This is a genomic window from Escherichia sp. WS1118 (assembly GCF_046487695.1).
GTDB classification, from domain to species: Bacteria; Pseudomonadota; Gammaproteobacteria; order Enterobacterales; family Enterobacteriaceae; genus Escherichia; species Escherichia coli.
This window is the reverse complement of the sequence record NZ_JBJQIZ010000007.1, coordinates 55949-78074: the sequence shown is the minus strand read 5'-3', so window position 1 is coordinate 78074 and position 22126 is coordinate 55949. Positions and strand designations below refer to the sequence as shown.

Annotated in this window: 22 protein-coding genes; 9 read left to right on the top strand and 13 right to left on the bottom strand. The window is 51.4% G+C overall.

The window, feature by feature from the left end:
- Positions 1–72: 72 nt before the first annotated feature.
- The gene (locus ACJHYO_RS13615; protein ID WP_000921605.1) at positions 73–1275 is read right to left on the bottom strand and encodes a nicotinamide mononucleotide deamidase-related protein YfaY; all 1203 of its coding nucleotides are present in this window, start codon (positions 1273–1275) and stop codon (positions 73–75) included.
- Between the two features lie 99 nt (positions 1276–1374).
- Positions 1375–1917, bottom strand: coding sequence for a YfaZ family outer membrane protein (locus ACJHYO_RS13610; RefSeq protein WP_001296251.1), 543 nt, complete (start codon positions 1915–1917; stop codon positions 1375–1377).
- A gap of 278 nt (positions 1918–2195) precedes the next feature.
- Here ACJHYO_RS13610 and nudI point away from each other — a divergent pair, with 278 nt between their 5' ends.
- The gene (gene nudI / locus ACJHYO_RS13605) at positions 2196–2621 is read left to right on the top strand and encodes a nucleoside triphosphatase NudI (RefSeq protein WP_001249883.1); all 426 of its coding nucleotides are present in this window, start codon (positions 2196–2198) and stop codon (positions 2619–2621) included.
- Positions 2622–2659: 38 nt separating this feature from the next.
- Here nudI and ais read toward each other — a convergent pair whose 3' ends face one another.
- Entirely contained in the window at positions 2660–3262 is a 603-nt protein-coding gene (gene ais / locus ACJHYO_RS13600) for a lipopolysaccharide core heptose(II)-phosphate phosphatase Ais (RefSeq protein ID WP_000879110.1), read from the bottom strand.
- A 307-nt stretch (positions 3263–3569) separates the two neighbouring features.
- Here ais and arnB point away from each other — a divergent pair, with 307 nt between their 5' ends.
- The 7 genes from arnB to arnF are packed head-to-tail and all read left to right on the top strand — an operon-like array spanning position 3570 to position 10920.
- Positions 3570–4709, top strand: coding sequence for a UDP-4-amino-4-deoxy-L-arabinose aminotransferase (gene arnB / locus ACJHYO_RS13595; RefSeq protein ID WP_011076488.1), 1140 nt, complete (start codon positions 3570–3572; stop codon positions 4707–4709).
- A 3-nt stretch (positions 4710–4712) separates the two neighbouring features.
- Complete coding sequence (gene arnC / locus ACJHYO_RS13590; RefSeq protein ID WP_000461633.1) at positions 4713–5681, top strand: undecaprenyl-phosphate 4-deoxy-4-formamido-L-arabinose transferase; 969 nt, start codon at positions 4713–4715, stop codon at positions 5679–5681.
- Positions 5681–7663: a bifunctional UDP-4-amino-4-deoxy-L-arabinose formyltransferase/UDP-glucuronic acid oxidase ArnA gene (gene arnA / locus ACJHYO_RS13585; RefSeq protein ID WP_094258965.1), complete on the top strand. Its 1983-nt coding sequence runs from the start codon at positions 5681–5683 to the stop codon at positions 7661–7663. The genes arnC and arnA overlap by 1 nt, the downstream gene beginning before the upstream one ends.
- On the top strand, positions 7660–8550 hold the full coding sequence (gene arnD / locus ACJHYO_RS13580; protein WP_000169713.1) for a 4-deoxy-4-formamido-L-arabinose-phosphoundecaprenol deformylase: 891 nt from the start codon (positions 7660–7662) through the stop codon (positions 8548–8550). Before arnA ends, arnD begins: the two co-directional genes overlap by 4 nt.
- Complete coding sequence (gene arnT / locus ACJHYO_RS13575) at positions 8550–10202, top strand: lipid IV(A) 4-amino-4-deoxy-L-arabinosyltransferase (RefSeq protein WP_000844038.1); 1653 nt, start codon at positions 8550–8552, stop codon at positions 10200–10202. The genes arnD and arnT overlap by 1 nt, the downstream gene beginning before the upstream one ends.
- A complete protein-coding gene (gene arnE / locus ACJHYO_RS13570) occupies positions 10199–10534 on the top strand; it encodes a 4-amino-4-deoxy-L-arabinose-phosphoundecaprenol flippase subunit ArnE (protein WP_000638016.1) in 336 nt (111 codons plus the stop codon). Before arnT ends, arnE begins: the two co-directional genes overlap by 4 nt.
- Positions 10534–10920, top strand: a complete 387-nt coding sequence (arnF, locus tag ACJHYO_RS13565) for a 4-amino-4-deoxy-L-arabinose-phosphoundecaprenol flippase subunit ArnF (protein WP_000523864.1) — start codon at positions 10534–10536, stop codon at positions 10918–10920. Before arnE ends, arnF begins: the two co-directional genes overlap by 1 nt.
- Here the strand turns inward: arnF and pmrD are convergent.
- From pmrD to ACJHYO_RS13520, 9 genes are all read right to left on the bottom strand, one after another.
- On the bottom strand, positions 10914–11180 hold the full coding sequence (gene pmrD / locus ACJHYO_RS13560) for a signal transduction protein PmrD (RefSeq protein ID WP_001297897.1): 267 nt from the start codon (positions 11178–11180) through the stop codon (positions 10914–10916). The two genes, arnF and pmrD, sit on opposite strands and share 7 nt — an antisense overlap.
- Positions 11181–11289: 109 nt before the next feature.
- The gene (gene menE / locus ACJHYO_RS13555; protein ID WP_000577597.1) at positions 11290–12645 is read right to left on the bottom strand and encodes an o-succinylbenzoate--CoA ligase; all 1356 of its coding nucleotides are present in this window, start codon (positions 12643–12645) and stop codon (positions 11290–11292) included.
- Positions 12642–13604, bottom strand: a complete 963-nt coding sequence (gene menC / locus ACJHYO_RS13550) for an o-succinylbenzoate synthase (RefSeq protein WP_085455450.1) — start codon at positions 13602–13604, stop codon at positions 12642–12644. The genes menE and menC overlap by 4 nt, the downstream gene beginning before the upstream one ends.
- Positions 13604–14461: a 1,4-dihydroxy-2-naphthoyl-CoA synthase gene (gene menB / locus ACJHYO_RS13545; protein WP_000639996.1), complete on the bottom strand. Its 858-nt coding sequence runs from the start codon at positions 14459–14461 to the stop codon at positions 13604–13606. The genes menC and menB overlap by 1 nt, the downstream gene beginning before the upstream one ends.
- A gap of 14 nt (positions 14462–14475) precedes the next feature.
- Complete coding sequence (menH, locus tag ACJHYO_RS13540; RefSeq protein ID WP_033806933.1) at positions 14476–15234, bottom strand: 2-succinyl-6-hydroxy-2,4-cyclohexadiene-1-carboxylate synthase; 759 nt, start codon at positions 15232–15234, stop codon at positions 14476–14478.
- A complete protein-coding gene (gene menD, locus ACJHYO_RS13535) occupies positions 15231–16901 on the bottom strand; it encodes a 2-succinyl-5-enolpyruvyl-6-hydroxy-3-cyclohexene-1-carboxylic-acid synthase (RefSeq protein ID WP_033806934.1) in 1671 nt (556 codons plus the stop codon). Before menD ends, menH begins: the two co-directional genes overlap by 4 nt.
- An 88-nt stretch (positions 16902–16989) precedes the next feature.
- Positions 16990–18285, bottom strand: coding sequence for an isochorismate synthase MenF (menF, locus tag ACJHYO_RS13530; RefSeq protein WP_085455451.1), 1296 nt, complete (start codon positions 18283–18285; stop codon positions 16990–16992).
- Between the two features lie 78 nt (positions 18286–18363).
- Positions 18364–18669 (bottom strand): stress response protein ElaB, encoded by a 306-nt coding sequence (elaB, locus tag ACJHYO_RS13525; protein WP_000070621.1) that lies wholly within the window; start codon positions 18667–18669, stop codon positions 18364–18366.
- 54 nt (positions 18670–18723) lie between these two features.
- On the bottom strand, positions 18724–19185 hold the full coding sequence (locus ACJHYO_RS13520) for a GNAT family N-acetyltransferase (protein ID WP_000568142.1): 462 nt from the start codon (positions 19183–19185) through the stop codon (positions 18724–18726).
- A gap of 64 nt (positions 19186–19249) precedes the next feature.
- Between ACJHYO_RS13520 and rbn the strand changes: the two genes are divergently transcribed.
- Entirely contained in the window at positions 19250–20167 is a 918-nt protein-coding gene (gene rbn / locus ACJHYO_RS13515) for a ribonuclease BN (RefSeq protein ID WP_085455452.1), read from the top strand.
- Between the two features lie 120 nt (positions 20168–20287).
- On the opposite strand, the gene ACJHYO_RS13510 is transcribed toward rbn, so the two are convergent.
- Positions 20288–22033: a vWA domain-containing protein gene (locus tag ACJHYO_RS13510; protein WP_085455453.1), complete on the bottom strand. Its 1746-nt coding sequence runs from the start codon at positions 22031–22033 to the stop codon at positions 20288–20290.
- Between the last annotated feature and the right edge of the window lie 93 nt (positions 22034–22126).

Genomic DNA, 22126 nt, shown 5'->3' with positions numbered 1-22126 from the left:
GTACAACAGGTTGGACAAATTTTGCCGGAGGGGGAATGTGCCGGTGCAGTAAACCGGCACAGAGTGGCGGAATCAGACAGATAAGGTCATGGACTCAACAACCTCAATCCAGCCATGCTCGCTGGCGATGTCCTGGCCGTTTAACCAACGGCGTAGCATATTAAGCGCCATCATTGCGCAGACTTCCTGGCGAATAGCCAGACTGTAGCGTGTGGCACTGAAATGTACACGCAAAGCGAAAGTGCCGTCTGGCGTGGCTAGTGCAAAGTTGAGATGCTCATCTTCCAGACCAGAAACAGCCAGTGCCAACCCAGCAAAATGGTTCGCCCGCCGTTCTGTAATCCAGTGCGCAGTTTGCGCCAGGGTTTCCTCCTGTGAAGGAACCACTTCACACGCCAGCAATGGAGCATCTGCGCGAGAAAGTTGCAAAGCCAATAAACCACCGGTGAATTGCTCGCTCAGCGTCAGGCTGAACTGGCGGCTCTGCAATTCGCGACTGATCTGCGCGGGCAGTCCTTCGGTGCCTTCGAAAATCACGCTCTGTCCGGCAACACGTTTAACGTCCAGCCACAGTTTTTCCATCGCCTGTTCCTCGCTTGCCGGTCCGGTGAGTTTCAGTTCGATAATCGGCATTGAGGAGCGATAGCCCATTGTTACGCCCGGCGGCAGTTGTAGAGTGTCCAGGCTTTGTGCCAGATCGCTTTCCGAACGACCAAAGGTAGTCAAACGCAGGCAAACCGGCGGCTGTGGTAAAGAAAAACGCTCGCGCAGGCGCGGCAGGATTTCGTGCTCGACCATCACCTTAAATTCTGACGGTACGCCGGGGGTAAAGAACATCAGGCAACGATTAAGCTGTATGGCAAAACCACAGGCAGTGCCTACCGGGTTATTGATAAATTCAGCACTGGCAGGCAGCTCCGCTTGTTTACGGTTGCTCGGTGCCATTACTCGTCCCCGTTCATGGAAATAGCGTTCCATCTCTTTGAGCCAGGCTTCATGCAGCACCAGGCCTTCACCTTTTGCTGTCGCAGCGGCGAGTGCGCTTAAATCATCACTGGTCGGTCCCAGCCCGCCGTTAACGATCAACACATCGGCGTGCTGACTACGTTCGCGAAGAATGGTGACTAAGTCATCAAGGTTATCCCCCACCGTATTGCGGCGAGATAATGGCAGCCCCTGATGAAAGAAAAAATCGGCCAGCCAGGCAGCGTTAGTGTCAACGATTTGCCCGTGTAACACTTCATCCCCGGTGGATAACATTTCCACTTTTAACATGGTTATCTCCTGCTTTTGTTATCGAATCACTATAACGCAAAGGGAGACAGGGCGTAGTAAGAAACTGAATGGCGCGACAGAACGCCGCGCCGGAAGGCGTCAGAAGCTGGCATTTACCCCAACATACGGACCATCAGCAATGGCGTTATCACGATTGCCATTTTTACCTGCCAGGTTCAGGTAACGGTAGCCAGCCTCAATGCTGACTGGACGCATAATGGTGTAACGCGCGCCAGCATTCGCTTCTTCATAACTTTTAATTCCGCTGGAGAGCGAATCCGGAGAGTAGTAATACTCACCAAACAAGCGGAAGCTGTCACCAATTTGCCACTGCAAACCACCGCCAACTGCCGCTGCATAACCTTCATCACCATCGTTCGGGTTGGTGTAAACGCCTTTTCCGCCAACGGTCGCCATTAATGGCCCGAGAGGCAGATTCAACCCCAGCCCCACGCCCGCGGCATCACCGTCGTCGTCGTTATGTGTCCAGTTACCGCTTAACGCCAGGCCCGTCGATTCAGTCCCAAAACCGACACCAATATTGGTGTATTCTTTACCCGCCTGGCCGCTGATGCTCATTGCATTGACCGATGCAGAAACCAACAGCATTCCGGCCAGACCTGCTAGCGCAATTTTTTTCATTATCCTCTTTCCCACAAGCAATTAATCAAAATTCCCAAAGCTGCGGGATTGTACTGCCTGGCGCAGAGGATTCAATGAGCGAAAAAAGGGATCTAGTCACTTATTGTAACTAAATACTTCTTAAATAATTAAACGCCGAAAAAATAAACACACTTTATCGATACACACAAAAATAATAATAAATGTAGTTATCATCGCAAAAGAGATTACTGTCACTTTCACATATTTCTGAGTTACCGTATTCTCATGGTTTCTTTTTATTTATAAGGAATACCCCTGTGCGACAACGGACCATTGTATGCCCTTTGATTCAAAATGATGGTGCTTATTTGCTGTGTAAAATGGCCGACGATCGCGGCGTTTTCCCCGGTCAATGGGCGCTTTCGGGTGGCGGCGTGGAGCCTGGCGAACGAATTGAAGAGGCACTACGCCGCGAAATTCGCGAAGAACTGGGAGAACAGCTGCTTTTGACAGAAATCACGCCGTGGACCTTCAGCGATGATATTCGCACCAAGACGTATGCAGATGGTCGCAAGGAAGAGATTTATATGATTTACCTGATTTTTGACTGCGTTTCTGCCAACCGAGATGTGAAAATAAACGAAGAGTTTCAGGACTACGCGTGGGTAAAACCTGAAGATCTGGTGCATTATGATTTGAATGTTGCCACCCGAAAAACGTTACGTTTGAAAGGTCTTCTTTAACAATGATGACAGCCATCACTGGCTGTCAGATTGAAAATTTAGTGGTTAACGAATTCCCCATCCAGATAAACTTTGCCTTTTTCCACATGCATGACTAAACCATCCAGATAATCAGGTTTAAATGTCGCATCACGCTTATCTTTAGCAATATATGTCAGGCAATGATTATGGGTAAAAATAACGATATTTTTATCAGGTGCTTTGCGTTGTAAGTCTTTAATTGCACTATAAATCTCATTACCGCATTGAAGAAATCGTTTATCTACCGTCAGCTTTTTACCCGCCGAAAACCAGGTCGCCGACTGAATAGTCCGGACGGTATTACTGGAATAGAGATCAAAATCAGGGATATCAGCACTAAAAGCGTTGCCCAGTTCACGGGCATCCTGGGTACCTTTGACCGTAATACCTGTTTTATCTGACAAGCATTGATTGGTTGAACGATCGCAACGTTCAGCATGGCGAAACAAAACGACAACCGGGTGCTGCTGTGCCAGTCTGGCCAGTGTTTTATTGTCGATGCGTGGCAAACCATTGCTACTCCAGGCGGCATGAGTACCCAGTCCGGCAATCGCAGCGAGCGCCAGTAAAATGATGAAATATTTTTTTGACTTCAACGAAGATCGGCAAAAAGCTAACACGTAAACTCCACCTGTAGACAAGCGCAACCAGACAATTACCGTGAAATTGAGCGACTTTTCTGGCGATAATTAGCAGTTGGTGTAATATTAAAAATCCTATGATGCCGGCAAAATGCCTCAAAATTTTGCCAAATGCAAAGTCTAAATAAGAAAAAATATAAAAATTTCAATATTTACGTCTAATATTAGTTTCTTAAGGTTAAGTTAATATTCTATCCTTAAAATTTTGCTCCAAATGGCAAAATATACACAACACTCTTTATAGCAAATATAAGTGGACAGGTATTCAATGACGGATGGAAAAAAAATGTCAGGATTTTTGCCTTTTTCGCGACCAGCAATGGGCGTAGAGGAACTCGCTGCAGTTAAAGAGGTTCTCGAATCCGGTTGGATCACAACCGGTCCGAAGAATCAGGCGCTTGAACAAGCTTTTTGCCAGTTGACGGGAAATCAGCATGCCATCGCGGTCAGTTCAGCCACCGCCGGAATGCATATCACGCTAATGGCGTTGGAAATTGGCAAGGGCGATGAAGTGATTACGCCTTCCCTGACCTGGGTTTCAACCCTCAATATGATTTCCTTGCTGGGTGCAACGCCGGTAATGGTGGATGTCGACCGCGATACGCTGATGGTCACGCCTGAAGCGATCGAAGCAGCCATTACGCCACGCACTAAAGCCATCATTCCGGTGCATTATGCCGGTGCGCCAGCAGATATTGACGCCATTCGCGCCATTGGCGAACGTTACGGCATCGCAGTTATCGAAGATGCTGCCCATGCCGTCGGTACGTATTACAAAGGGCGACATATTGGCGCAAAAGGTACCGCTATTTTTTCGTTTCACGCCATCAAAAATATTACCTGTGCGGAAGGTGGCCTGATTGTTACTGATAATGAAAATCTTGCCCGCCAGCTGCGGATGCTGAAATTTCACGGTCTGGGTGTCGATGCCTATGACAGACATACCTGGGGCCGTGCACCGCAGGCTGAAGTCTTAACGCCGGGCTATAAGTACAATCTGACCGATATTAACGCCGCGATTGCCCTGACACAGTTAGTCAAATTAGAGCACCTCAACACCCGTCGGCGCGAAATTGCCCAGCAATATCAGCAAGCACTGGCAGCTCTCCCCTTTCAGCCATTAAGCCTTCCCGCCTGGCCGCACGTTCATGCCTGGCATCTGTTTATTATTCGTGTCGATGAACAACGTTGTGGTATCAGTCGCGATGCGTTGATGGAAGCGTTAAAAGAAAGAGGCATTGGTACCGGGTTACATTTCCGCGCCGCTCACACACAAAAATATTATCGCGAGCGTTTTCCCACGCTGTCGTTACCGAATACCGAATGGAATAGCGAACGCATCTGTTCGTTGCCGCTGTTCCCGGATATGACCACCGCCGATGCCGACCGCGTCATCACAGCCCTTCAGCAACTCGCAGGACAATGAGCCATGTTTGAAATCCACCCTGTTAAGAAAGTCTCGGTGGTTATTCCCGTTTATAACGAGCAGGAAAGCTTACCGGAATTAATCAGGCGCACCACCGCAGCCTGTGAATCACTGGGGAAAGAGTATGAAATCCTGCTGATTGATGACGGCAGTAGCGATAATTCCGCGCATATGCTGGTCGAAGCCTCACAAGCGGAGGGCAGCCATATTGTGTCTATCTTGCTTAACCGCAATTACGGGCAACATTCAGCGATTATGGCGGGATTCAGTCACGTCACCGGCGACTTAATTATTACCCTCGATGCCGATCTCCAGAATCCGCCAGAGGAAATCCCCCGTCTGGTGGCAAAAGCCGATGAAGGTTACGACGTGGTAGGGACTGTACGCCAGAACCGCCAGGACAGCTGGTTTCGTAAAACCGCTTCAAAGATGATTAACCGGCTTATTCAGCGCACCACAGGCAAAGCGATGGGTGACTATGGTTGTATGCTGCGCGCCTATCGCCGTCATATTGTCGATGCGATGTTGCACTGCCATGAACGCAGCACCTTTATCCCGATTCTGGCGAATATCTTCGCCCGCCGTGCCATTGAAATTCCAGTGCACCATGCCGAGCGTGAGTTTGGTGAATCCAAATACAGCTTTATGCGCCTGATTAATTTGATGTACGACCTGGTGACCTGCCTTACCACAACGCCGCTACGTATGTTGAGTTTGCTCGGCAGCATTATTGCGATTGGCGGTTTTAGCATTGCGGTGCTGCTGGTGATTTTACGCCTGACCTTCGGACCACAATGGGCGGCAGAAGGCGTCTTTATGCTATTTGCCGTGCTGTTTACTTTTATTGGCGCTCAGTTTATCGGCATGGGATTGCTCGGTGAATATATCGGCAGGATCTACACCGATGTCCGCGCCCGCCCCCGCTATTTTGTTCAGCAAGTTATCCGTCCATCCAGCAAGGAAAATGAATAATGAAAACCGTCGTTTTTGCCTACCACGATATGGGATGCCTCGGTATTGAAGCCCTGCTGGCTGCCGGTTACGAAATTAGCGCTATTTTTACTCATACTGATAATCCCGGTGAAAAAGCCTTTTATGGTTCGGTAGCTCGTCTGGCGGCGGAAAGAGGCATTCCGGTTTATGCGCCGGATAACGTTAATCATCCGCTGTGGGTGGAACGCATTGCCCAACTATCACCAGAGGTGATTTTTTCTTTTTATTATCGCCATCTTATTTGCGACGAAATTTTGCAGCTCGCTCCCGCAGGTGCATTTAATCTGCATGGTTCGCTGTTACCCAAATATCGTGGTCGCGCGCCGCTGAACTGGGTGCTGGTGAACGGTGAAACGGAAACTGGCGTTACATTGCACCGAATGGTGAAACGTGCCGATGCCGGGGCCATTGTGGCGCAACTGCGCATTGCCATTGCGCCAGACGATATCGCCATTACGCTGCATCATAAATTGTGCCATGCCGCGCGCCAGCTACTGGAACAGACATTACCCGCCATTAAACACGGTAATATTCTGGAAATCGCCCAGCGCGAAAACGAAGCCACCTGTTTTGGTCGCAGAACGCCGGATGACAGTTTCCTCGAATGGCATAAACCGGCATCTATGCTGCACAACATGGTGCGTGCCGTTGCCGATCCGTGGCCGGGTGCCTTCAGCTATGTTGGTAATCAGAAATTTACCGTCTGGTCGTCGCGTGTTCATCCTCATGCCAGCAAAGCACAGCCGGGGAGCGTGATTTCTGTTGCGCCGCTGCTGATTGCCTGTGGCGATGGCGCGCTGGAAATCGTCACCGGACAGGCGGGCGACGGCATTACTATGCAGGGCTCGCAATTGGCGCAGACGCTGGGCCTGGTGCAAGGTTCACGCTTGAATAGCCAGCCTGCCTGCACCGCCCGACGCCGTACCCGGGTACTCATCCTCGGGGTGAATGGCTTTATTGGCAACCATCTGACAGAACGCCTGCTGCGCGAAGATCATTATGAAGTTTACGGTCTGGATATTGGCAGCGATGCGATAAGCCGTTTTATGAATCATCCGCATTTTCACTTTGTCGAAGGCGATATCAGTATTCATTCCGAATGGATTGAGTATCACGTCAAAAAATGTGATGTCGTCTTGCCTTTGGTGGCGATAGCCACGCCGATTGAATATACCCGCAACCCGCTGCGCGTATTTGAACTCGATTTCGAAGAGAATCTGCGCATTATCCGCTACTGCGTGAAGTACCGTAAGCGAATCATCTTCCCGTCGACTTCAGAAGTTTATGGGATGTGTAGCGATAAATACTTCGATGAGGACCATTCTAATTTAATCGTCGGCCCGGTGAATAAACCACGCTGGATTTATTCGGTGTCTAAACAATTACTTGATCGAGTGATCTGGGCCTATGGCGAAAAAGAAGGTTTACAGTTCACCCTCTTCCGCCCGTTTAACTGGATGGGGCCACGACTGGATAACCTTAATGCAGCGCGAATTGGCAGCTCCCGCGCTATTACGCAACTCATTCTCAATCTGGTAGAAGGTTCACCGATTAAGCTGATTGATGGCGGAAAACAAAAACGCTGCTTTACTGATATTCGGGATGGTATCGAGGCGTTATACCGCATTATCGAAAATGCGGGAAATCGCTGCGATGGCGAAATTATCAACATTGGCAATCCTGAGAACGAAGCGAGCATTGAAGAACTGGGTGAGATGCTGCTGGCGAGCTTCGAAAAACATCCGCTGCGCCATTACTTCCCACCGTTTGCGGGCTTTCGTGTTGTCGAAAGTAGCAGCTACTATGGCAAAGGATATCAGGACGTAGAGCATCGTAAACCGAGCATCCGCAATGCCCGCCGCTGCCTGGACTGGGAACCGAAAATTGATATGCAGGAAACCATCGACGAAACGCTGGATTTCTTCCTGCGCACCGTTGATCTTACGGATAAACCATCATGACCAAAGTCGGCTTACGCATTGATGTCGATACCTTTCGTGGCACCCGTGAAGGCGTGCCGCGTCTGCTGGAAATCTTGAGTAAGCATAATATTCAGGCCAGCATTTTTTTCAGCGTCGGCCCGGACAATATGGGCCGCCATCTCTGGCGACTGGTGAAGCCACAGTTTTTGTGGAAGATGCTGCGCTCAAACGCGGCATCGCTTTATGGCTGGGATATTTTACTGGCAGGTACGGCCTGGCCAGGTAAAGAGATTGGTCATGCCAATGCTGATATCATTCGTGAAGCGGCTAAACATCACGAAGTCGGCCTGCACGCCTGGGATCACCATGCCTGGCAAGCCCATAGCGGTAATTGGGATCGGCAAACAATGATCGACGATATTGCACGCGGCCTTCGCACCCTGGAAGAGATTATCGGTCAACCGGTAACCTGTTCTGCCGCTGCTGGCTGGCGTGCTGACCAACAGGTGATCGAAGCAAAAGAAGCGTTCCATTTGCGCTACAACAGCGATTGTCGTGGGGCGATGCCGTTTCGTCCATTGCTCGAATCAGGAACCCCCGGCACTGCGCAAATTCCGGTGACCTTACCCACCTGGGATGAAGTGATTGGTCGGGATGTGAAAGCAGAAGATTTTAACGGTTGGTTACTCAACCGCATCCAGCGAGATAAAGGCACGCCGGTTTATACCATTCATGCCGAAGTTGAAGGCTGCGCTTATCAGCATAATTTTGTGGATCTCCTGAAACGCGCAGCTCAGGAAGGCGTGACATTTTGCCCTTTAAGCGAACTATTATCAGGGACGTTGCCGCTCGGACAAGTTGTTCGCGGAAATATTGCCGGACGTGAAGGCTGGCTGGGTTGCCAACAAATGGCGGGTAGTCACTGATGAAATCGGTACGTTACCTTATCGGCCTCTTCGCATTTATTGCCTGCTATTACCTGTTACCGATCAGCACGCGTCTGCTCTGGCAACCAGATGAAACGCGTTATGCGGAAATCAGTCGGGAAATGCTGGCATCCGGCGACTGGATTGTTCCCCATCTGTTAGGGCTACGTTATTTCGAAAAACCCATTGCCGGATACTGGATTAACAGCATTGGGCAATGGCTATTTGGCGCGAATAACTTTGGTGTGCGGGCAGGCGTTATCTTTGCGACCCTGTTAACTGCCGCCCTGGTGACCTGGTTTACTCTGCGCTTATGGCGCGATAAACGTCTGGCTTTACTCGCCACAGTAATTTATCTCTCATTGTTTATTGTCTATGCCATCGGCACTTATGCCGTGCTCGATCCGTTTATTGCCTTCTGGCTGGTGGCGGGAATGTGCAGCTTCTGGCTGGCAATGCAGGCACAGACGTGGAAAGGCAAAAGCGCAGGATTTTTACTGCTGGGAATCACCTGCGGCATGGGGGTGATGACCAAAGGTTTTCTCGCCCTTGCCGTGCCGGTATTAAGCGTGCTGCCATGGGTAGCAACGCAAAAACGCTGGAAAGATCTCTTTATTTACGGCTGGCTGGCGGTTATCAGTTGCGTACTGACGGTTCTCCCCTGGGGACTGGCGATAGCGCAGCGGGAGCCTGACTTCTGGCATTATTTTTTCTGGGTTGAGCATATTCAACGCTTTGCACTGGATGATGCCCAACATAGAGCGCCGTTCTGGTACTACTTGCCGGTCGTCATTGCCGGTAGCCTGCCGTGGCTGGGATTACTCCCCGGTGCACTGTACGCTGGCTGGAAAAACCGCAAGCATTCCGCAACCGTCTATTTATTGAGCTGGACGATAATGCCGCTGCTGTTTTTCTCCGTCGCTAAAGGCAAATTGCCCACCTATATTCTTTCCTGCTTTGCACCTCTGGCAATGCTGATGGCGCATTACGCGTTGCTGGCAGCAAAAAATAATCCTCTGGCGTTGCGGATTAATGGCTGGATTAACATCGCTTTTGGCGTCACTGGCATTATTGCCACATTTGTGGTCTCCCCCTGGGGACCAATGAACACACCGGTGTGGCAAACCTTCGAGAGCTATAAAGTCTTTTGTGCCTGGTCTATTTTTTCGCTATGGGCTTTTTTCGGCTGGTACACCTTAACAAACGTCGAAAAGACCTGGCCTTTTGCCGCGCTTTGCCCGCTGGGGCTGGCGTTGCTGGTAGGATTTTCAATTCCTGACAGAGTCATGGAAGGAAAACATCCGCAATTTTTTGTCGAGATGACACAAGAATCACTTCAGCCAAGCCGCTATATTCTTACTGATAGCGTCGGTGTTGCCGCAGGTCTGGCATGGAGCCTGCAACGCGATGACATCATCATGTATCGCCAGACAGGTGAGTTGAAATATGGCCTTAATTATCCGGATGCAAAAGGGAGATTTGTCAGCGGTGATGAGTTCGCAAACTGGCTTAATCAACATCGTCAGGAGGGGATTATTACACTCGTGCTTTCGGTTGACCGCGATGAAGATATCAACAGTCTCGCCATTCCGCCCGCAGATGTCATCGATCGTCAGGAGCGTCTGGTGCTAATTCAGTATCGGCCCAAATGATCTGGTTAACATTAGTCTTTGCCAGCTTGCTTAGCGTTGCCGGGCAGTTGTGTCAGAAACAGGCAACCTGCTTTGCGGCGGTAAACAAACGGCGCAAACATATCGTGCTGTGGCTGGGACTGGCGCTGGCTTGTCTTGGCCTTGCAATGGTGCTCTGGCTGCTGGTCTTGCAGAACGTACCGGTAGGCATTGCCTACCCGATGTTAAGTCTGAATTTTGTCTGGGTAACGCTGGCTGCAGTAAAACTGTGGCACGAGCCGGTATCGCTGCGTCACTGGTGTGGGGTGGCGTTCATTATTGGCGGCATTGTGATCCTCGGGAGTACGGTGTAATGGGCCTGATGTGGGGATTATTCAGCGTCATTATCGCCTCCGCTGCGCAATTAAGCCTGGGTTTTGCGGCGAGTCATCTGCCGCCAATGACGCACTTATGGGATTTTATCGCGGCGCTGTTAGCTTTTGGCCTGGATGCCCGGATACTGTTACTCGGGCTGCTGGGTTATCTGCTTTCCGTTTTTTGTTGGTATAAAACACTACATAAACTTGCGCTAAGCAAAGCCTATGCCTTGCTCAGTATGAGTTATGTGCTGGTATGGATTGCTTCAATGGTACTTCCCGGCTGGGAAGGGACTTTTTCGCTGAAAGCACTACTGGGAGTAGCCTGTATTATGAGCGGGTTGATGCTGATTTTCCTGCCCACAACAAAACAACGTTACTGAGTTTTCCCTGCCGCTTTACACTGCCGTTCCCACTCATCGGGGCTATAACAGCTTGCAGAAAGAACTTTCACCGTGTGCAGCTTTTCACGATTAATACAGTAAAGCGCATTCTGCAAAGGCGAGAGTAAATCCCCCACTTTCACGGCGAAGTCACTCTTCACTTCGGCGATCATTTTTATCGCGCCGCCAGCATCGCAGAGCATAATTACATGTCTGTTATCTTGTTTATTGCAGCACGATTTTTTGACCAGCCATTCCATTGCATTATCCTGTTTGCTAAGAGTTTTCACATCAATTTACAGATTAACAGATAAACTCTTTATCAACGGCAATGGAATGGCAGAAATGAGAAGTGAAACGGAGGGTTAATTATTGCTGGCGTTGCACCCACTCTTTTAGCGCCTGACGTGAAATTTTAATACCGCCGTTTTTCAGCTCCGGCGGCAGAGTCAGCCAGCGCACCGGTTGTTGAAAACGAGCCAGCTTATCTTTCACCCATTCGTCAAGATCAACGCTTTGCTGGTCATACTCCACCACCGCTACTGGCCGATGACCAAACTCCTTGTCGGCAACGGGAACGATAAACACCTGCAAAACCGCAGGATGTGCAGCAATAACGCGCTCGACTTCTTCCGGCTGAATACCCTCACCGCCACTGAAGAATAGATTGTCTAAACGTCCGACAATGGTCAGCTTGCCATTATGCATCTCACCGCGATCGCGCGTGGCGTACCAGCCTTCGTCATTAACCAGTGGAACCCGTTGCCCGTTACGCCAGTAACCTTCTGCCATGCTGGCAGCCCGCAGCCACACTTCGTCGTTTACGATTTTCACTTCCCGACCCGGCAGCGGCGAACCGACGTCTGCCAGACCGTCGGCTTCTTTCGCACACACCGTGGAGGCAAACTCGGTCAGACCATAGCCGCAAAAGCAACGAATCCCCTGCTCGCGCGCCTGTTCCGTCAACTCGACCGGAATTGCCGCACCGCCAAGTAACACCGCTTTCAGGGAAACGGAACTGCGGTTAACCAGCAAACGCCAGAGTTGTGTTGGCACCAGTGAAGCGTGAGTACAGCCTGCCAGCATTTGCTCCAATGGCTGTTTATCACGTACCGTCATCCGCGCGCCAGCGTATAACCAGCGCCACATAATTCCCTGACCGGAGACGTGAAACAGCGGCAAAGAAAGCAACCAGTCATCGTGATCGCTAAACGGAATTAGCGATAACACCCCTTCAGCGCTGGCAAGATGGGCCTGGTAAGTATGAACAGCGGCTTTCGGCAAGCCAGTGGAGCCAGAGGTTAACGTCATTGAGCACAGACGCGTCGGCTGCCACGCAGCGGCATGTGCGCCTTCAACCAGCTGAATGTGCAGCGACGCTAACGCCGGAAACGTGTTTTCCCCTTCCGGCACCAGCGCAAATTGCAGCGTAAGATTGGGCAGCAATTCCTCAAGCAGCGGTTGCGGCAGCTGAGGGTTCACGGGCAACACCCGCGCCCCGCATTGCAGTAACGCCAGCCAGGCCAGCAGCGTTTGCGGCGTATTCCACGCCCGCAACATCACGCCGCTGCCCTCAACCACACCCTGCACCGCAAAGCTGGAGGCTAATTCATCGACGCGAGCACAAAGCTCGCGCCAGTTGAGTTGCTCGTCATTAAGACGTAAGGCGATGGCTTCTCCCCGCACTTGCCGCCAGTGACGCCACGGCCAGTCAGAGAAGATCATAACAGCTGCTCCAGTGCATCAACGTCCACTAACGGCAGCAGGCTCCCCGGCCAGCGACGAACCTGCTGCGCCTGCATCAGATCCAGCGTGTCCAGTCCCGGAATGGTGTCTGGCGTTAACCAGGCAGCAATCCGCGCCAGTTGCGTTAGACCTAAGCTCGACTCAATGGAAGAACTGATCACCGCCGTCAGCCCCAGCGCATGCGCCGCCTGCACTTGCTCGCGTACTTTATCCAGGCTGCCCGTGAGCGTGGGTTTGATAACTACCGCGCGCACGCCCTCTTCAGCTACAAAGGCAAAATCCGGCTCGCGCAAGCTTTCATCCCAGGCAATGGCAATGCCGGTTTCACGGGCAAACGCACGCGAATCATCGCGGGTTTTGCACGGCTCTTCGAGAAACGCGATGCGGTGGCGATAATCCGGGTTAACGTATTTGGCAAACTGCTGGCCTTTCAGCGGTGTCCAGGCGCGGTTCGCGTCAAGACGCAAATGCAGATCCGGAATTGCCTCCAGCAACAGATTCACCACCATGCCGTCGCGCACGGCTTCGTACAATCCCACTTTGACCTTCGCCACTTTCTCGCCAGGCATATCGGCAAGTTTGAGGATCAGATCGTCAGGATCGCCATTACACAGCGGCGCCGCACGGTAATTGGCCGCCTGCGGGAGCGTCTCTGCCAGCTCCGCCAATGCACAACTTACGCCAAAGGCAACGGAAGGCATCTGCGGTATCTCGCAATCGCCTGCCAGCCAGTTATTTACCCAGGCAAGCAGCACACTTTGCGCATCTTCCCAGGTTTCCTGACTGAAGCCCGGCAGTGGGGAGATCTCCCCCCACCCTTCGCGCTCGCCCTCACGCAGGCAAACATACAGCCCGTCGCGGGTTTTTAACCGCCTGTCGCGCAGAACCACCCCCGCGTCCATGGGGATCTGCCAGCGGTATACCTGCGCGCTACGCATTACGGATTCCGTTTAAATTTGCTGAAATCAGGCTGACGTTTCTGGTTGAAAGCGTTGCGACCTTCCTGACCTTCTTCCGTCATATAGAACAGCATGGTTGCGTTACCTGCCAGCTCCTGCAGACCTGCCTGACCGTCACAGTCGGCATTCAGCGCAGCTTTCAGGCAGCGCAGTGCCATCGGGCTGTTTTGCAACATTTCACGGCACCAACGGACGGTTTCTTTTTCCAGATCCGCCAGCGGTACAACGGTGTTCACCAGGCCCATATCCAGCGCCTGTTTTGCGTCGTACTGACGGCACAGGAACCAGATTTCACGTGCTTTTTTCTGCCCAACAATGCGCGCCATATAGGAAGCGCCCCAGCCGCCGTCGAAGGAACCGACTTTCGGGCCAGTCTGGCCGAAGATGGCATTATCAGCCGCGATAGTCAGGTCGCACATCATGTGCAGGACGTGACCACCGCCGATGGAGTATCCAGCCACCATCGCGACAACCGGTTTCGGACAGGTACGGATCTGACGCTGGAAGTCCAGCACATTCAGGTGATGTACGCCGGAATCATCTTTATAGCCGCCGTAATCACCACGTACTTTCTGGTCACCACCGGAGCAGAACGCTTTATCGCCTGCACCAGTCAGAATGATCACGCCGATGTTGTCGTCATAACGCGCATCCGCCAGCGCCTGGATCATCTCTTTTACCGTCAGAGGACGGAAGGCATTGCGCACCTGCGGACGATTAATGGTGATTTTTGCGATACCGTCGGTGGATTTTTCATAACGAATGTCCTCAAAACCTTCGGAGCAGTCGTGCCATTCAACCGGTGCGTAAAGCATTGCTTCATCAGGATAAATCATATTGTGTCCTTTAGTCAGAAACGCAAGATCTGCGCCAGACTTGCGATTACGCCAGCGGGATTTTCCCGGTGCGCGTTATGTCCGGCGCGAGGAATGACATGGCAGTCGGCAGCCAGTTCCGCCGCCAGAGCGCGGAATTTGCTGTCACGTTCACCACATAAATAATAAAACGCAAATGTGCGGGCGCTAAGGTTAGCACGTAAATCGGGCTGGACGGCGAGAGAAGTCGCCTCCAGCATGGCGGCAAGGGTTGCGCCATTATTGTTGCTGCGCAGCGCCACCAGCTCCCGGCGTTGATCGTCATTGAGCGAGGCAAAAACAGGCTGTTGATACCAATCGGCAAATACCGCCGTTAACGGTTCTGTACGAAAACGCTGCGCCCATTGGCGATCGGAACGCTGACGTTCCGCGCGTTGTTCAGCATTTTGCAACCCAGGATGCCCGCCTTCGACAACAACTCCACAAAGCCCCGCCAGCTCCTGGCAAGCCGCCATCATCGCCACCCGTCCGCCAAGCGAGTACCCCACCAGCCAGAAGTTAAGGATGTTGTAACTAACCAGCGTTTTACACAATAAGCCGGTGACATCATCAAATCCATCGACGCTGATCGTCGCTGAACCACCGTGACCTGGGAGATCAACATACAACCGTGAGTAGTCGGCAAACACCTCGCCCACTTCTTGCCATTCATGGCAATCGCCGGAAAAACCGTGCAAAAACACCAGCCAGGGTAAACCTGGTTTACCGTGTTTTGCCTGCGCGTGCAGGATCATAAATGGCTTACCTGCGCCAGCAGTTGCTGGAGGGTTTGCGCACCATCGGTGTCGTTAACCACCATTTCAATTACCGTGGTGGTCGGCGTGCGCCAGGCGTCGGCAAGTGCCGTTTCAAGTTCCTGCCAGTTTTGCGGACGATGATATTTCAGCTCGAACATCGCGGCGGCGTGCTCAAAATGGACGTTTTGCGGCATCAGATAGAAACGCTCGCGCTCGTTTTTCGGCGTTGGCAACAGCGAGAAAATTTGCCCGCCGTTGTTGTTCACCACAATTAATACCAGCGGCGCGGAAACCTGACGTAATAACGCCAGCGCGTTGAGATCGTAAAGTGCGGAGAGATCGCCCACAATCGCCAGCGTCGGTTTGCCGCTTGCCCGCTGAACGCCTGCGGCGGTCGAGAGCAGCCCGTCGATACCGCTGGCACCACGGTTGCTGTACACCGGGTAACCTGCCGGAAGTTGCGAAAGCGCATCAATCAGACGTACCACCAGGCTGTTACCGACAAACAATTGCCCCTGTTCAGGCAGATAGTCGCTGATGCGATGCGCCAGTTGGGCTTCGCCAAACGCATCGCGACGGGCAATAACCGCCTGCATTGCCTGTTCCGCCAGGCGCGGGATTTCAACGCACCAGGGCTGGCGTTTTTCTGCCGGATGCAGCTCCAGCCAGTCGGCAATATTGGCAATTAAGCGACGTCCGCGATGGTGTGCCGGATCAAGTCGCCCTTCAATGTCATCAACAATCCAGTACTCTTCTGGTTCACAGCTTGCCTGCCATTGGAGGAGTCGTTTCCCCGTCAGGCTGCTTCCCAGTTGCACCACTATTTGTGCCTGTTGCAGTTCGCTGGTCGCTTTGGCATTGCCTAACCAGAGATCGGCACACGGCAGCGGCTGTCCGGTTTGCGACAGCACGTCGCCAATCAGCGGCCAGCCAAGAGTTTGCGCCCACAGTGCAACTTTTTTGCCCTCTTCCGCACTCATGCGCCCGGCAACCACCACGCCGCGCTTTTGTCGCCAGAAGAACCAGTCACGCTGTTTTTCACTTTCCCGACGAGGCGCTTCACGCAGCCACGGTTTGTCGTCCTGCCACCAGTCGCCCAGCCGCTGTTGCCAGCTAATCCCGGTGTCGTCCATTTCGCCATACAGCGGTTCAGCAAACGGGCAGTTGATATGGACTCCACCAGCATGAAGCGTACCGAGAGCGTGGTCGATGGTAGAAACCAGCCAACGTGCGGGGATATCCTGGGTCGGGCGCGGCAGTGAAATACTGTGCGTGGGGTGAGAGGCGAACATTCCCGGCTGACGAATCGCCTGATTCGCGCCGCAGTCAATCAGCTCCGGCGGGCGATCGGCGGTTAACAGGATCAGTTTTTCTCCGGTTAACCCAGCTTCAATCAGTGCCGGATAGAGATTTGCTACCGCCGTGCCGGAGGTCACAATCACCGCCACCGGCTGCTTGCTGACTTTCGCCAGCCCCAGTGCCAGATGCCCCAGTCCACGCTCATCGAAATGGGTGTGGTGAATGAATGCGGAATTCTCCGCCGCCGCTAACGTTAACGGTGTAGAACGCGAGCCAGGGGCGATACAGATGTGTCTGACGCCGTGACGCGTTAATGCTTCCAGAATGACCGCCGCCCAGCGTCGGTTAAATGCGCTTACTGACATGAGTTTGTCCGGTATCAATATTGCGGCTAAGTATAAGGAGCTACAAAAATAGATTATTGATATGAATCGGTAATGATGCGACTCATTACTATTCCATTTGTAATAAAGTACGCAGCCCTGCCGCTTTGTTGTCGATTTCCTGCCACTCTTGCTCGGGGTCGGAACCACGGACAATGCCTGCGCCAGCATATAGCCGCACGATATTGCCGCTGATTTTTGCTGAGCGCAGGGAAACGCAGAATTCACTTTGCTGTAATGAGAGATAGCCCGCAGAACCGGCGTACCATTCTCGAGTGAACGGTTCGTGACGGGCGATAAACTGTCGCGCCAGATCGCGCGGTAAGCCAGCAACTGCTGCCGTTGGCTGCAACTGATGTAAACAGATCACATCATCCGCTTTGTTGAGTGAAGTCCAGATACAGCGGCGAAGATGCTGTACTGTACGTAGACGCAGTACCTGCGGCGGTAAAACATCCAGCGTTTGGGTATCGGCCTGCAATCGTTGGCAGATATCTTCCACCACCAACATGTTCTCGCGCTGGTTTTTATCATCCGCCATCAGCCACTCACCTAACTGCTGCGCCTGCTTATCATCAGGATGATTTGCTACCGTTCCCGCCAGCGCTTCGGTACGCAGCGCTTTGTCACGCCGCCGCCATAACCGTTCCGGTGAAGAACCAAGAAAAGCATTTTCGCCATCAAAGGCCATGTAAAAATGGTAGCAATTCAGATTGAGCCGACGACTGGCAGCCATCATCGCTGCCGCATTGACCGGACTTGCGAAATGCAGGTCAGTTGCCCGAGCAAGCACAACTTTGTCGAGCTCGCCTTCGGCGATGGTTTTCGTTGCCAGTTCGATTAATTGCGTCCAGCCCGTTTTGTCCGGCCAGTGTTGTTCTCGCGTGGTGGTTAAATGTAATCCAGGCAGGGGCTTGATACTCACCAGTGCGGCGATAAATTCTTTTGCCTTGATTGCATCGTGCTGAAGGGAGCTTTCGCTGAATAGCGTCAGCCGCAGCGTGACTTTACCGCCACAACGTCGCCATTCCAGGCGTGGTAAAAGTAAATTGCCCTGCGACGGGTCAAACGCATTCAACCCCCAGATGCGTAAGTCGGCGTGTTCCGGGTGCTGGCGAAGAAAACGTTGTGCCTGGTCCAACGACGTAAAACGGGTAATCGCACCCAGGACGGCAGCTTCTTCATCACCATTACGTTGTTGCCAGTAGAATTGCGGATACACCTGCTGACTGGCCAGCCAGCTCAAGGCATCAAAAGCGTCTTTGAGAGGGAAAGGAATATCGATAACCCGAATGCCGGGTGTCGCCGGAATCTCTTGCGACAAATGGCGCAGTAGATTTTCCAGCGCCGTAGTAAGTGATTGCACGCGGACCTCTCCCTGTTAAAAGCCTCACATTATACGGGGTACGACAAAAAAAATGCAGTACCCCGGTGTAGGGAGGTTTTAACGGCGTGCCAGCAACAGTCCCAGAACCAGCCCAACGGCCGCACCCACACCAATTCCTTGCCAGGGTTTTTCGTGGACGTAGTCATCAGCACGATAAACAGCCTGCTTCGCCCGATAGTAATAACTGTCTGAAGCCTGGCTAACCCGTTTTTTCACATCATCCAGCGCTTTTTCTGCACGCGCTTTCAGCTCAACATATTTCTGATCGGCGGGATCGCCAGAGGAGCGGAGCACCTCTTCCAGTGTTTCACTAAGCAGCGTCAGGTCATCATCAATACGTGTATCACCAAACTGATTAGACATTCTCGTTCTCCATTTGTGTAAAACCTGTCACTAACTATAGACAAGGGTTATTGATTACGCCTGAATTACCTCGCGTGCCATCCCAATGTGTGGGATACCATCTTCTTCATAAATATCGGTCACAGGGATGAAACCAAATTGCCCATAAAAGTTTTGTAAATGCGCCTGCGCCCCCAGATAAATCGGCTTCTCCGGCCAGCGGCGAGTACACGATTCCAGCGCCTTACTCATCAATTGCTGACCGATTTTTTCACCGCGTAAGGCTTCGCTGACAATCACCCGACCAATCACAACGGGTTGCAGTTCGTCGTCACTTTTCAGAATCCTCGCATACGCCACCAGTGTCCCGTTATGCCAACCGAGAATGTGGCGATTTTCTCCCTCCAGATCGTCACCATCGATATCCTGGTAAGGACAGTTTTGTTCCACTACAAATACCGCACAACGCAGTTGTAATAAGGCATAAAGCTGAGAAACGGATAAATCAGAATGATGCAGATCTTGCCAGTCGATCATGGAAGGCTCCTTTGTGCTGTTTGCTTTATACTAGCCGGAATATTTTCAGCAGCGTGATGAACTCATGGAATTAATTTTTTTAGGTACTTCAGCCGGTGTGCCAACCCGTACGCGTAATGTCACGGCAATATTGCTTAACCTGCAACATCCGACCCAGAGCGGACTTTGGTTATTTGACTGCGGTGAAGGCACCCAGCATCAGCTACTGCATACCGCCTTTAACCCTGGAAAACTGGACAAGATTTTTATCAGTCACCTTCATGGCGATCATCTCTTTGGTTTACCCGGCTTGCTGTGCAGTCGTTCTATGTCAGGCATTATCCAACCCTTAACGATTTATGGTCCGCACGGTATCCGTGAATTTGTGGAGACCGCGCTGCGGATTAGCGGCTCATGGACCGATTATCCGCTGGAAATTGTCGAAATTGGTGCTGGCGAAATTTTCGATGATGGCCTGCGCAAAGTGACCGCTTATCCGATGGAACACCCACTGGAATGTTATGGTTATCGTATTGAAGAACATGATAAACCAGGTGCATTAAATGCCCAGGCATTAAAAGCTGCTGGCGTGCCGCCTGGCCCGCTGTTTCAGGAATTAAAAGCGGGCAAAACAATCATGCTGGATGATGGAAGGCAGATTAATGGCGCAGATTACTTAGCCGCTCCAGTGCCGGGTAAAGCGCTCGCTATTTTCGGCGATACGGGCCCCTGCGATGCCGCGCTGGAGCTGGCTAAAGGCGTCGACGTAATGGTTCACGAAGCGACTCTGGATATGGCGATGGAGGCCAAAGCCAATAGTCGCGGTCATAGCTCTACACGCCAGGCTGCGACACTGGCCCGTGAGGCTGGAGTCGGTAAGCTAATCATTACCCACGTCAGCTCGCGCTATGATGACAAAGGTTGTCAGCACCTGTTACGTGAATGCAGGTCAATTTTCCCGGTGACTGAACTAGCGAATGATTTCGCGGTGTTTAGCATTTAAGTCGAAAGCGGTGGTTAGTTAGCAGATTAATTTAACGATACCAACGCATTTATTTGACATTTTTTCATCTGTTTGCCGGATACGTTTGATGTCGATATCAGGCAAACAGAATTATCATTTTTAGTTTTGTGAATTGTCCAGATCTTTCGCCAGTCCAATCAGGCGAATAAATTCCGCTCTGTAACCCTGTGGATCTTCCCCTTTTGCCTTCTGAGCCCACTGTTTGATCTGCTGCCAGGAGGTATTATTCAGGTATTCAGAACCGCGTAACTTTTGCCCATATGCAGCCACTGCTGCGCGAAAACGCATATCTTCTGAAGGTGCCTTTATTGCGAATGCCAACGGGAATTCAACTAACTGACTTTCTTTTCCCTGTGGGGATTTCCAACGAATCTTTAACCAGGCAAGTTCTTTTGTTTTGTCCGATTTCGCTGATTTGTTATCCGGGGCATAGCGTAACTTATCAATTGATGCTTTTTGCCCTTTCAGCGTTAATTCAAATAAAAATGTTATATGTTTACCTGCGCCAATATCACCCGCATCAACGTTGTCGTTATTAAAATCCTCTGCCCTAAGTTGGCGCTTTTCATAACCTATCTGACGGTATTCCGTTACCCACGCGGGGTTAAACTCAATTTGCGCTTTGACATCTTTTGCTACGGTAATCAACGTCTGCCGCATTTCACTGTTCAACACTTTCTGCGCCTCTGAGAGGGTATCAATGTAGCTATAGTTGCCGTTACCAACATCGGCAATTCTTACCATCATTGCCTCGTTATAATTGCTATCCCCCACGCCAAGCGTCGACAGAGTAACACCGGACTCACGCTGTTTTTTGACCATTGATTCAATCGATTTTGGATCGTCAATGCCAACGTTAAAGTCACCGTCAGTGGCCAATAAAATGCGATTGATACCACCTTTAATAAACCCCTTCGCTGCCTGCTGATAAGCCATCTCCAGCCCGGCACCGCCATTGGTACTGCCTTCTGCATCCAGCGAATCAATTGCAGCATTAATTTCCGCCTTGTGACTACCGGAGATAGAAGGCAACGCAATACGAGAGTCGCCAGCGTAGGTCACGATGGCAATGTTATCCTGCTCACGAAGTTCTTTGACCAATAATTTCAACGAAGACTGGATAAGTGGCAAACGTTCATCAGAAATCATTGAACCAGACGTGTCGATAAGAAAGACCAGATTAGAAGCGGGTAACTCTTCACTTTTGCGATCTTTCGCCAGGATATCAACTTTCAGCAATGTTCGCTGTTCATTCCAGGGTGCAGGTGCCAATTCGTAGCGCATAGCGAAAGGTATTGGCTTAGAGGCCGGAATAGATTGTTTGTCTTTGATATCCCAGTCAGACGGGAAATAATTGACTATCTCCTCCACCCGCACAGCGTCTGGCGGAGGTAACAGCCCTTGATTAAGGAAACGCCGCACATTCGCATAACTGCCGGTATCGACGTCAAGGCTAAACGTCACGAGTGGGTTTTGCGCTACCTGCTTAACCGGATTATCATCGAACTGCTGGTAGCGAGCGGTTCCTGGATTTGCGATATGTGTAGCGTTTGCTTTAGCCGCTCGTGCAAATGTTGGCGCTTCCTGCAATCTCCCCTGCAAAGTCTGTTTGTCTGAATATTGTTGCACTTCTTGCTGGGCTAAGGTTTTCGCGTCTGCAGCAGCTTTAGCGGCGGCGGCGCTTTGCTCTACCTCTTTTATTGCAGCTTGTTGCGCGACAAGCACTTGTTGGTCTGAGGGGGTACTGGGTTGTTGTTGCTGACTTTCCTTATCCTCAGGTTCCGGCCCACATCCTGACAAAATCAAACTACTTATAAGTAACATGATTATATTTTTATTTCGCATATAAAATCCTTTTAAATAAACTCAGGGCCCATACATAAAATATACTCTTTGTATAATCCTGCTAATCTTAATAAAATACAATCTCGAAATTCA